This window comes from Bacillus sp. A01H (genome assembly GCF_045277205.1).
Lineage (GTDB): Bacteria > Bacillota > Bacilli > Bacillales > Bacillaceae_G > Bacillus_A > Bacillus_A paranthracis.
This window is the reverse complement of sequence record NZ_CP117702.1, coordinates 2,059,558-2,071,303: the sequence shown is the minus strand read 5'-3', so window position 1 is coordinate 2,071,303 and position 11,746 is coordinate 2,059,558. Positions and strand designations below refer to the sequence as shown.

Annotated in this window: 14 protein-coding genes; 3 read left to right on the top strand and 11 right to left on the bottom strand. The window is 34.5% G+C overall.

The window, feature by feature from the left end:
* Positions 1-3 precede the first annotated feature (3 nt).
* The 3 genes from PSR14_RS10935 to cotH form a co-directional block, all read right to left on the bottom strand.
* Complete coding sequence (locus PSR14_RS10935; RefSeq protein WP_000881208.1) at positions 4-606, bottom strand: DedA family protein; 603 nt, start codon at positions 604-606, stop codon at positions 4-6.
* A gap of 104 nt (positions 607-710) precedes the next feature.
* Positions 711-1,328 (bottom strand): NUDIX hydrolase, encoded by a 618-nt coding sequence (locus PSR14_RS10930; protein WP_000216914.1) that lies wholly within the window; start codon positions 1,326-1,328, stop codon positions 711-713.
* A gap of 105 nt (positions 1,329-1,433) precedes the next feature.
* On the bottom strand, positions 1,434-2,510 hold the full coding sequence (gene cotH, locus PSR14_RS10925) for a spore coat protein CotH (protein WP_048556892.1): 1,077 nt from the start codon (positions 2,508-2,510) through the stop codon (positions 1,434-1,436).
* A gap of 181 nt (positions 2,511-2,691) precedes the next feature.
* Here cotH and exsB point away from each other — a divergent pair, with 181 nt between their 5' ends.
* On the top strand, positions 2,692-3,270 hold the full coding sequence (exsB, locus tag PSR14_RS10920; RefSeq protein ID WP_000817501.1) for an exosporium protein ExsB: 579 nt from the start codon (positions 2,692-2,694) through the stop codon (positions 3,268-3,270).
* Positions 3,271-3,325: 55 nt separating this feature from the next.
* On the opposite strand, the gene PSR14_RS10915 is transcribed toward exsB, so the two are convergent.
* The 6 genes from PSR14_RS10915 to PSR14_RS10890 form a co-directional block, all read right to left on the bottom strand.
* Positions 3,326-3,937, bottom strand: a complete 612-nt coding sequence (locus PSR14_RS10915; RefSeq protein WP_406644204.1) for a phosphoserine phosphatase 1 — start codon at positions 3,935-3,937, stop codon at positions 3,326-3,328.
* 12 nt (positions 3,938-3,949) lie between these two features.
* A complete protein-coding gene (locus PSR14_RS10910) occupies positions 3,950-4,495 on the bottom strand; it encodes a short-chain dehydrogenase (protein WP_061535804.1) in 546 nt (181 codons plus the stop codon).
* Positions 4,496-4,510: 15 nt separating this feature from the next.
* Positions 4,511-4,927 carry a FosBx1 family fosfomycin resistance bacillithiol transferase gene (fosB, locus tag PSR14_RS10905; RefSeq protein ID WP_000911692.1) on the bottom strand — a complete coding sequence of 139 codons (417 nt, stop codon included), beginning with the start codon at positions 4,925-4,927 and terminating at the stop codon, positions 4,511-4,513.
* Between the two features lie 58 nt (positions 4,928-4,985).
* Positions 4,986-6,647 carry a peptide ABC transporter substrate-binding protein gene (locus PSR14_RS10900; RefSeq protein WP_061535805.1) on the bottom strand — a complete coding sequence of 554 codons (1,662 nt, stop codon included), beginning with the start codon at positions 6,645-6,647 and terminating at the stop codon, positions 4,986-4,988.
* A gap of 83 nt (positions 6,648-6,730) precedes the next feature.
* A complete protein-coding gene (locus tag PSR14_RS10895) occupies positions 6,731-7,714 on the bottom strand; it encodes a DUF2628 domain-containing protein (protein ID WP_002163686.1) in 984 nt (327 codons plus the stop codon).
* A gap of 25 nt (positions 7,715-7,739) precedes the next feature.
* Positions 7,740-8,192: a methylated-DNA--[protein]-cysteine S-methyltransferase gene (locus PSR14_RS10890; RefSeq protein WP_000283894.1), complete on the bottom strand. Its 453-nt coding sequence runs from the start codon at positions 8,190-8,192 to the stop codon at positions 7,740-7,742.
* A gap of 133 nt (positions 8,193-8,325) precedes the next feature.
* Here PSR14_RS10890 and namA point away from each other — a divergent pair, with 133 nt between their 5' ends.
* Positions 8,326-9,363 (top strand): NADPH dehydrogenase NamA, encoded by a 1,038-nt coding sequence (gene namA / locus PSR14_RS10885; RefSeq protein WP_001107026.1) that lies wholly within the window; start codon positions 8,326-8,328, stop codon positions 9,361-9,363.
* 29 nt (positions 9,364-9,392) lie between these two features.
* Here the strand turns inward: namA and PSR14_RS10880 are convergent, their stop codons facing one another.
* Positions 9,393-10,052, bottom strand: coding sequence for an oxidoreductase (locus PSR14_RS10880; protein WP_001042754.1), 660 nt, complete (start codon positions 10,050-10,052; stop codon positions 9,393-9,395).
* A gap of 115 nt (positions 10,053-10,167) precedes the next feature.
* Positions 10,168-10,317: a hypothetical protein gene (locus tag PSR14_RS10875; protein ID WP_000540927.1), complete on the bottom strand. Its 150-nt coding sequence runs from the start codon at positions 10,315-10,317 to the stop codon at positions 10,168-10,170.
* A gap of 267 nt (positions 10,318-10,584) precedes the next feature.
* On the opposite strand from PSR14_RS10875, the gene PSR14_RS10870 reads away from it, so the two are divergent.
* Positions 10,585-11,535 (top strand): metal ABC transporter substrate-binding protein, encoded by a 951-nt coding sequence (locus PSR14_RS10870; protein WP_098487104.1) that lies wholly within the window; start codon positions 10,585-10,587, stop codon positions 11,533-11,535.
* The last annotated feature ends 211 nt before the right edge of the window (positions 11,536-11,746 follow it).

Here is an 11,746-nt window from a genome sequence, read left to right as displayed (position 1 = left end):
ACTTTAACGCGCTGCTTTTTTCTTTTTGAAATACTTTAAACCGAAGTATAGAGCAACAAAGAGAACCGCTCCTATAATTATGTAATGTGTGTAGTCAGATGCATACTCTTTAATATGTCGCCAATTTCCACCAAGCTTTTCACCTAAATATATAAATAGTATTGACCACGGAATAATCGCAACTACTGTATACAGTGTGAATAGTTTTAATGGCATCTTAGCTAATCCTGCTGGAATAGAAATTGCATGACGTACGACTGGGATAAAACGTGCCGAAAAGATTACTCCTGCTCCGTAACGCTTAAACCAATTTTCTGCTATGTCTAAATGGTGTTTATTAATAAGCAGATATTTCCCATATTTCTCTACAACTGGACGTCCACCATAGTATCCAAGCCAATATAAAAAGATTTGGGCTAAAGTACCACCGATTGTTCCAGCAATAACTGCACCGACAAAGCTAATTTTACCATCTGCGACTAAAAAGCCAGCATACGAAAGTACAATTTCACTTGGGATAATTTCAATCATTAAAGCTAGCGCTACTCCAAAGTAACCTAAACTTGCAAAAAATTGCAATAACTGATCTATTATGCTTGCTAACATCTTATTTTCTATCTCCTTTTTTCTTCACATACCATCTCATTATTACATAAAGGTTGCATTCTGCCAATATCTTCATGCCGACAATATCACAGGCATACGCATTATTAATCTATTACTATTTCTTTCTGAGGTTCTTTTATGTAGGCAAACATTTGTTTAATTTGCTCTTCTGTATTTCTAGCAATCGATAAATTAGGCAATTCATTTTCACCAAAAAACTCCACATCATCTGTTTCAATACTAGTTTTCTTTTCACCGCCAATAATTTTACAGCCAATAAAAATTTTATATACATGCGTTGCTGAAGGCGATGGTTGATGTTTTTCTTTATCAAATATAGCGAGTAACTTAAAATGATCTACCTCATAACCTGTCTCTTCGAAAACCTCTTTTGCTGCTACTTCTGTCGGCGTATAACCGATATCAGCCCATCCACCTGGCAATGCCCATTTCCCATCACTTTTTTCTTTCACAAATAATAACTTTTCATTTTGAAAAACGACTGCTCTTATATCGACTTTAGGTGTTTGATAGCCTGTCTCACTTGCAAATAACTTCTCTACAACTTCCCAATCTGTCTTTGTATAATGTGACATCATCGAAATGGAAATATCCCGTAATTGTTGGAAACGTTCTATATCATACACATCCTTAGAATACGTTAAACCCGCTTGAGCTATAGATTGTATTTGTTTTACCCAATCAATCCATTTTACCGTCATGTTTCCACATCTCCATCCTTTATTAAGTATATATTACGCCAATTCTACCAATACTTCTTTATTATACAAAAAAAGAGATTGATAATGTTCCAATCTCTTTCAAAATTAATCCAATTCATGTAAATGATCTTGTATATACTTTCTTCTTTTATTTATATATTCCTCAATCATATCAGCTTCTTGATCAAATATTTCTAATTTTCCTTTCATATATGGATCTTGTAGTAAATAAGGACGAATCGACTCACACAAACTTTCTACTTTCGGCATCATAAATGAAACGGTAAATTGTTCTTCTAATATTTCTTCCAAAATACCTCGGTATTGCTTTCTAAATACAGGTATATCTAACAATCTTGCACTTAACGTGTTATAACCTTGAATACGAATATATTCATGATTAAGTGGTCTCCCTTGTACATCTCGCCCCCAAGTCGCATCATAATCCCACGGTATTACTTCAAATAAATTTGTTTCATCATTATGATATAGTGCATAGTTATGAACGAAACCATCAAAGTTTTGTGTAAAAATAACGCCAGCTAACCATCGTAAATATTTATCAACATGCAAAAACTTCCCAATTTCTTTTTCATAAGATTCCCTCGACAAAGCGTTCGCTTGAAATACAAATTCACTCAGCTGTTCTTCACTATTTTCATTCGAGTATTTAAATTCATAACCCGCAAAGAGCTCGGTCTTAACATCTTTATCTCTCTCACTCATTAAAGAAAAATTCGCATCATCATCTATCGCATAATAAATAGAACCACTCGGTAATCCTCTATTTTTCAAAAAGTTTTCGTCAACCGATTCTAACTGTAAATATACACCTTGAATTTGACCATTAATTTTTATAAACACATGTTGTGATTTCGGTGAAAGTACACCAATATCATGAAAAAAGTCTAAAGATAATTTATTTCGTATGAGAGACGGATCCATAAACTCAGAATTTAAATGAATCTCTTTCGCACCTTGAAATTTTTTAGGCTTATAAAACATAACATGATAAGATTTTTTCTCAAATTCACGAATATGAGCACCACGGTATACGATATCAATATCATACTTCTTTTTTCCATAAGTTAATTTTGCTGGTACTGGACTGTCTGACCAAATGTCTTTTTTCAATTCCACTAAGTACATTGGATGAATAAAAAAATCATATGAAGGTAGCATGTTTTCTCATCCCTTCTCAGTTCTCTTCATTCAATGTATGCAACTCGCCTTGTCCATACATCCGCTATCATCTATTTATATAAAATTACACTCTTGTCCTGTTCAGAAAGATACCTACATACATATCCTGTTAAGGAAAAAGAATACCTTTTCAACTTAATACATGATAAGGAGGATTTCTATGAAACGTGATATTAGAAAAGCGGTTGAAGAAATCAAAAGTGCTGGGATGGAGGATTTCTTACACCAAGATCCAAGTACTTTTGAATGCGATGATGATAAATTCACTCATCATACTTGTACAACTGGATGTAAATGTACAACTGGGGGTAAATGTCCAAGAACAAGATGTACTCGCGTGAAACATTGTACGTTCGTTACAAAATGTACACATGTGAAAAAATGGACATTTGTTACAAAATGTACTCGTGTACGCGTTCAAAAATGGACGTTCGTTACGAAAGTGACGCGTAGAAAAGAATGCGTTTTAGTTACAAAACGTACTCGCAGAAAACATTGTACATTCATTACAAAATGCATACGCTTTGAAAAGAAATTTTTCTGGACTAAACGAAGTTTCTGTAAAAAGTGCGAATTCTTCCCGCATAGACACGGCGGCTCTTGCGATGATTCATGCGATCATGGTAAAGACTGTCACGATGATGGACACAAATGGAATGATTGCAAAGGCGGACATAAATTCCCATCTTGCAAACACAAGAAATTTGATCACTTCTGGTATAAAAAACGTAATTGTTAGTTTTTATGCCTACAAAAAAAGGCCGTTTTGCGGCCTTTTTTACGTTTATCCCGCTTTATTGAAAATGACTTATATCTGCAAATTGCTTCACTTCACCTTTACCATCTTCAAATTCTATTATACTGAGACTAGCACTATGCATAAATGGATCATTCCACACATTTTCTATTTCAATACCCGCAAAATGTCCTACAAGTAATTTTGCTGCTGCCGCATGGGAGACAATTAATATACTTTCTCCTTTATGCTTTTCTAAAAGAATCTGCATCCCCTCAATTACCCTTTTATGAACAGCCTCAAAATTTTCTCCTGATGTTGACTGAAAAAGATGTGGCTCATACCAAAATAACTGTATGTCGTCTGGATATTGCCTTTCTATATCATCAATTGTCTGTCCTTCCCATATACCCATGCTAATTTCATAGAAATGCTCATCCGCGATTATCGGTATATCACGTTCTCCCTTTATTAACTCTGCAGTATGAAGGGTTCTTTCACTCGGACTACTATAGATTGCATGAATAGATAAATCTTTCATTCGCTCTCCTAATTGCTTAGTTTGCAGTATACCATTTTCAGTTAAAGCAGAATTTTTCCGTCCTTGCATTCGCTTCGCTACATTCCATTCCGTTTCACCATGCCTTGTTACATATACCGTTGTCTTCACTTCAATTCCCCCTTACCATGTTGGCCGCAATTCCCACGGTTCTACTCGTCCTACAATCCATTCATTACATTTACGTTCAATTCCTTTTATTACCCCATCCGATATTTCTTCATGAGTAAGCCATCTTGCGTATGTATCTTCTAATATAAAACCTAAAATTATTCTATGATAGCTACATCGCGTACCACCTATTTTTTGTGAGGCTATTCTCGACGCTTTACTGCCTAAAATATGAAAAACTTCGTATGTTTCAGGCGACAAGTCTAATTCTCTACAAATAAGTGATAACGCATCTTTTGCACTTGAGTGTATCCATGCGACAACTAATGTTATTGGGCCATTCCGCTCAATTGTGCTTTTAATAGCTACCTTTACATCGTCATCATTATGATAATCTAACGGAAGGCATGTGATATTTTCTGGTATAGCACTCTCTCGTTTAACATTTTCTAATTTCACTTCATCTCTTCCAATAATAGAAACATGAAACCCTTGCTCACAAAGCCACATAGACACCCTCTTTAGCATTCCTGTTCCACCAATTACTAGCGCATGCAACTTTCTTTGCCCCCCTTAATAAAACGTCATATGAGGTTTATCTTCCCTATAATAATTAAGCCTGTCTTGCAATGTCCCTGAATGAAACTCAAATTTGTGGCCGTCAGGATCAACAAAATATATAGATTCACAGTCCCTTACATCCCGTTCTCTTCCTTGTAAAATATGAACATCGTTTTCTTCTAATCGCTGCAGTAGACGTTCAAAGTCTTTCTGTTCAACAGAAAACGCAATATGCGTATAAGATTGATGAATCTCATTTCTTGGAATATGTATTTCTTCATTAAGCGCTATCCATACTCCACATATATTAAAATATGCAAGTTTTCTTCCTCTAACTAATAATTCTCCTTCCAATACTTTTTCGTAAAATGTAATAGAATCTTCTAAATTAGATACTGAAAAACAAAGATGATTGATTCCTTTTAACAACTCTAATTCCTCCTATACAAATAAAAGATGAGCGAAAATTCTCTCATCTTTTATTATACTATTTTTTTGTAATATATGCCCATTTATAACTGAAGTCCCCACCAAACGTATGATTTGCAATACCTTTTACGTATGGTTTCTCTAAGTATGCGGTACTTTGTTGGTACGTAGGAGAAATGGCAGCATCTTGACCAATTAAGATTTTTTCCGCTTCTGCAAGTGCATTCCAGCGTGCTTTATCATCTTTTAATAGTTCTCCTTTTGATTTCGCTACTAACTCATCATACTTCGGATTAGAATAATCCATTTCATTAAATGAGCTTCCAGTAACAAACATATCAATATAAGTCATTGGATCTGGATAATCTGGACTCCATGCAGATAAAGAGAATTCATATTCAAGTTTCTTTTCTAAATCCAACTTCTGCTTATATGGCTGTTGTTTTAAATTCACTTTAATACCAGGTAAGTTTTTCTCTAACTCTTCTTTAATAAAGTCTCCTACTTTTTTACGACTACCGTTATCATCATTTAGTAATTCGACTGTAATTGTATCTTGACCAAGTTCTTTCTTCGCTTCTTCCCATAATTTTTTCGCTTTTGCTGCATTATCTTTACTGTCACGGAAATTTTTATTTACAGTACGGAAATCTTTCCCATCAGGTCCTGTCGTAAATTTTTCAGGTACTAAGAAATACGCTGGCAATGATCCATCATTTAAAATAACATTTGCAATTCCTTTTTTATCATATGCTAGATCAATTGCTTCACGAACTTTTTGGTTTTTAAACGTTGCATTTTTTTGGTTAAAACGTAAGAAATACATACGTGGATCTAACTTCGTTTTAAATTCATCTGGCTTATTCTTTTTATATTTATCAACAAATTCAGAAGTTAAAATAACCCGATCAGCTTGATCACTATCATATAAATTTACTCCTGTGCTTGTTTCCTTCACAATATTCACATTAATTTCTTCTAACTTCACAGTATCTTTATCCCAATAATTAGGGTTTTTCTTTAACTGATAACTTCTTTCATGTTTCCATTCACTCATCGTAAATGGTCCATTATATAATAATTTATCTGCTTCTAATCCGTATTTATCTCCTTGTTCTTTCACATATTTTTCATTTAAAGGGAAAAATGTTGGGAATGAAGTAAGCTCAAGGAAATATGGTGCTGGTTGTTCTAATTCTACTACTAAAGTTTTATCATCCTTCGCTTTCACTCCTAATTGATCTAACGGTAATTCTCCTTTATTTACTTTCTGTGCATTCTTTACATCAAATAAAATAAATGCATACTCAGCTGCCATTGCTTTATCTAATGTACGTTGCCATGCATATACAAAATCTTGCGCTCGAACTGGATCACCATTTGACCATTTTGCATCACGTAATTCAAATGTATATGTCTTTTTATCTTCACTAATTTTCACGTCTTTTGCCATACCTGGAGTTGGTTTATTATCCTTATCTAAACGATATAATCCTTCCATTGCATTTACAAAGGCACGGAATGATACAGAGTCTGTTGATTTTGACGTATCCATTGAAGGAATTTCAGCTGTTTCTAGTAAGTTTAATACTTGCTTATCTGCTGCCCCCTTACCTGTTTCTTTCTTCGTTGTAGATGCCTTCTCCCCATTTCCGCAACCCGCAACTAATATACTAGTCGATAATGCAACTGCAGCAATCGTTGTTACCTTTCTCTTCATTGTTCCTTCCCCCAATCTATATGTATAAATGAAAGCCAGTATAATACATATTATTATACAAAAGATTCAGATTATTTCAAATATTATTTTCGTATATACAAAAAAAGAAGCGGATAGAGAGCTCTACTATCCACTTCTTTTTCTTTTACTTGTAATCCATCCTCTATGTCAAATGGATTTTGAACTTTAAATATTTCGTCCATTATCTTTAAAAATTCTTCCTCATTTTTAGATTCGCCATTAATCATAAGTGAGTATGGCTCAATCTCACCCAATTTATAATCAACAACAAATTGGATCGTAACCTTTTTCTTCGACATATCCGGACTATCCCCTTGGAACTCTACCAATTCTAATCCTTCCGTGCCACGATAATATGCCCAACCCGGATTTCTAAAATAATTTTCAAACGATTCACCAATTGAAAGGAATGGATATTCATATAGCGAGCTTGTACGAACTTTTTGAATAATATCTCGATCAGTCGGGAAAAAGAAATGGCTGATAAAAATACTAGCAACCGCTAAAATCGTAACAATTGTTGCTCCCATTTTACTCGTTCCACCACTATCACGAATGAGGTACTTTTCAACCGATCCATCTTGAATTTCTCTTGCTTTTATTCGATATATACGCCTTTCTGCAAATTGATAATATAATCCATTCGCAAAAATCGCCATTCCAAATAAAATAAAAACGAGTAATAGAAACGTAAGAGGCACCATATTAATGATCGGCAATGCTACGTTGAAGCCCATATAATAAGAAAACGCATCACACGCTAATAATAACACTACAAATAAAGCTGCAGGTAAATAATACTTACGATATCCGAGCCAACCTACATTGAAAATAGCTGCCCAACCATTCCAGCTCCACCTAGCAATCCGCTTTTCCTCAAGCTCCCATTTCCTTTTGTAATACGGATATTGTCTCCCTACATATACTTCTAATTCCTTGTCTATTAGCGAACTTCCTTCACTCTGTTCAGTATGCAAAGTCCGCTGGCAACTTTCACAATTCAGCTGATTTCCCTCGCAAAGTTGCCCACAATTTATACATTTCAAAACAATCCCTCTTCCCATCCATACGTCATTTCAAAATACCTTCATGTTTTAATAACCACTCTTTCCTCCATAAACCGCCCGCATACCCAACAAGTTTCCCGCTCTTTCCTATTACACGATGACATGGAACGATTATTGAAATCGGATTGCGACTATTTGCTCCTCCTATTGCTCGTACAGCTTTCGTATTTCCGACTTTCTCTGCAATATCTAAATATGAAGCACTTACGCCATAAGGAATCGTATAGAGCGCATCCCATACATTTTTTTGAAATGCTGTTCCCTCAGGAGACAACGGGACTGTGAACTCTTTTCTATTCCCCTTAAAATATTCATCGAGCTCATTTATACATTGATCTATCATTTCATTTGTATGTTCTTCTTGTCTCTCATCAACAAATATAACAGACGTAATTCCTTTATCGTTCGCTGTAATTTCTAGCAAGCCTAATTCACTTTCATAATAAGCTTGGTACATATGTCATCCTCCAATTCAATTCATATTCATTATTGTAACACGAATAGACAAAATTTTTCGTATAAGCGTTTTATTCGAGAAACAAAAACGAGAATGATACAATGTAAGAAAATTCAATCTAGGAGGCTATTGGATGAATTACAAACTTTTTTCACCTTATACAATTAAAGACGTTACATTAAAAAACCGGATTGTTATGTCACCTATGTGCATGTATTCATCGAAAAACGAGGATGGCCAAGTAACGAATTTCCATCTCATTCATTATGGAACAAGAGCTGCTGGTCAAGTTGGTTTAGTTATGATTGAAGCAACAGCCGTGTTACCTGAAGGTCGAATTTCAAATAAAGACTTAGGCATTTGGGATGACAGTCTAATTGAAGGCTTACATAAAGCGACAACTTTTATACACGATAATGGTGCAAAAGCTGCCATTCAACTCGCTCATGCTGGAAGAAAAGCAGAATTAGAAACAAATGCGTTAGCTCCTTCAGCCATTCCATTTAATGAAACAATGAAAATGCCAATAGAAATGAGCAAACACCAAATTAAAGATACTGTATTAGCTTTTCAGCAAGCTGCAGTACGATCCAAACAAGCTGGATTTGACGTTATTGAAATACACGGTGCTCACGGTTATCTTATTAATGAATTTCTTTCTCCACTTACCAATAAGCGGACTGATGAATATGGTGGTTCACCTGAAAATCGATATCGTTTCTTACGCGAAATCATTGAATCGATAAATGAAGTTTGGAACGGACCGCTATTTGTTCGTATTTCAGCAAATGATTATCATCCTGACGGGTTAACAGTTCAAGATTATGTACAATATACAAAATGGATGAAAGAACAAGGAGTAGATTTAATCGATTGTAGCTCTGGGGCTGTTGTACCTGCGCGCATCGATGTTTACCCTGGGTATCAAGTACAATATGCTAAACATATTAAAGAGCATGCTAACATTGCAACTGGTGCAGTTGGATTGATTACGACCGGGGCACAAGCAGAGCAAATTTTAAATAATAACGAAGCAGATTTAATTTTTATCGGACGTGAGTTACTTCGCAATCCTTACTTCCCAAGAATAGCCGCCAATGAACTTGGCTTTGAATTAGAAGAACCGTATCAATACGAGCGAGCGCCTGGGAAAATCAGTACAAATAAATAAAACCGAGAAGCTTTTCTTCTCGGTTTTATTTATTCTATCGTTGTAATTTCATTCGAATTATAAATGTGGATACCTGATTCTTCTCGCAATGCAGTTATATACATCCCTTTTGCCACATCTTTAGCGGAAATTGGTTTATACTTTTTGAAGGCTCCTTTAAATATAAAAGGAATCATACGAGATAATTTTTCCGCCATTCTTTCACCAAAGCGAAATTCTTGTCGATTTCCTACTAATAAAGATGGCCTAAAAATGTGAATACCACCGATTACTAACTTTTGCAATTCCTCTTCCATTCTTCCTTTCACTTGTGAATAAAAGAAAAACGATTTAGGATTCGCTCCCATTGAGGACACAACAAGGAAATTTTGCACCCCTTGTTTTTCAGCTAAACAAGCCGCTCGTAACGTATATTCATAATCTACCTTTTTGAAATTAGCTTTCGTTTTTGCTTTTTTGATTGTTGTTCCTAGACAACTAAATACGTCATCTACAGCAAAGAACTCTTTATATTCCTCTAATGCCAAATAATCTACTTGCTTTTGCTGTAACTTTTCATGTTGCCATTGCATTGGTTCTCTTACAAAAATAGTAACCGAATCGTAGTAATCTGATTCAAGTAATAGACGCGTTATCTCTTGCCCAACTAAACCACTTGCACCAAGTACTAACGCTGTTCGCTTATTCATATATGCATATACCTCTTATTTTACTTTTCTCTCCTTTAGTAACATACAACTTTTAGGAGTTTCCTTCTCTCATTTTACCACAAGTAAAGCACTATGCGTACGCATAGTGCTTTACTCACTCTTTTTTCTCATCTTTCTCTCGTAATTTTGTTACGGTTGATGCATCTCCTAAATTACTTATTAATCTTCTTAAAAAAATTAAGACTACGGCTAATGGTAATACTACCGCTAATATCAATAAAATAGCTTCCATTAAGTAACCCAAACACTCAGCCCCCTCTACACCCTCCTTTCATATATATGAACACAGCGTTGTCACATATGCATGTATTCGCAAAAATAACACACCTATATTTGACAACTTTATAACAAAATCAAATCGGAATGATTATTATTTATTGCAACTTTATAAAAGATGTATTATACTAAGTTCGCAAACTAAAACGTAATTATTCCGTTTTGTATTAAAATGATATTTTTCTTCTATAATTGGGGAAAATATATCCGTAAAAAAAGAAAAGAGGAGAACTTCATGCCTAAAAGATTGACTATATTTTCATTCTTACTTATTTTCACTTTAATTTTTACTGGCTGCTCAAATACAAAAGAAGGTAATGCCAAGAAAGACGGAAAGCTAACTGTTTATACAACTATTTTTCCTCTTGCAGATTTCGCAAAAAAAATTGGTGGCGACTATGTAACTGTTGAAGCAATTTATCCGCCTGGTGCCGATTCTCATACATTTGAGCCAAGTCAGAAACAAACAGTACAAGTTGCAAAAGCCGATTTATTCGTTTATAACGGTGCTGAATTAGAACCATTTGCTGAAAAAATGGAAAAAACATTACAAAAAGAAAACGTTAAAATTGTAAATGCATCAAAAGGTATTGAACTGCGTACTTCTACTGAAGAAGAGCATCATGATCACGGAGACGGCCATAAAGAGGATGAACATCATCACGATAAAGACCCACACATTTGGTTAGACCCTACTCTAGCAATGAAACAAGCAGAAAAAATTAAAAATGCACTTGTAGCATTACAACCTGACCATAAACAAGAGTTCGAAAAAAACTTTGCAGCACTTCAAACAAAATTTACTGATTTAGATGATCAATTTAAAGCAGCAGTTGCGAATGCAAAAACGAAAGATATTTTAGTTTCTCATGCGGCTTATGGATACTGGGAACAACGCTATGGCCTGAAACAAATTGCTATCGCCGGTATTTCAGCTTCTGATGAACCATCTCAAAAACAACTTGCTGACATTACAAAAACAGTAAAAGAACATAATCTAAAATATATTTTATTTGAAACATTTTCTACTTCAAAAGTAGCATCCGTTATTCAAAAAGAAACAGGTACAAAGATTTTACGCTTAAATCACTTAGCTACTATTTCTGAAGACGATGCGAAAAATAATAAAGATTACTTCACTTTAATGGAAGAAAACGTAAACACATTGAAAGAAGCTACTAACTAACCAACTTTTGATAAGAAGAGGCTGTCTCAAAAGGTCTTTAAATAAGACCTTTTGGAGACAGTTTTTTATTTTAACTTTAATATGGATGAGAAAATCTTTAAGAATCAAGAGTAGTTCATTTTAGAGATGTAGTTTCAATTGAAACTACATCTTTTCATGCTCATAAAAACTCTATATCCACTTCACATTTACATTAGATTCATCCATAATT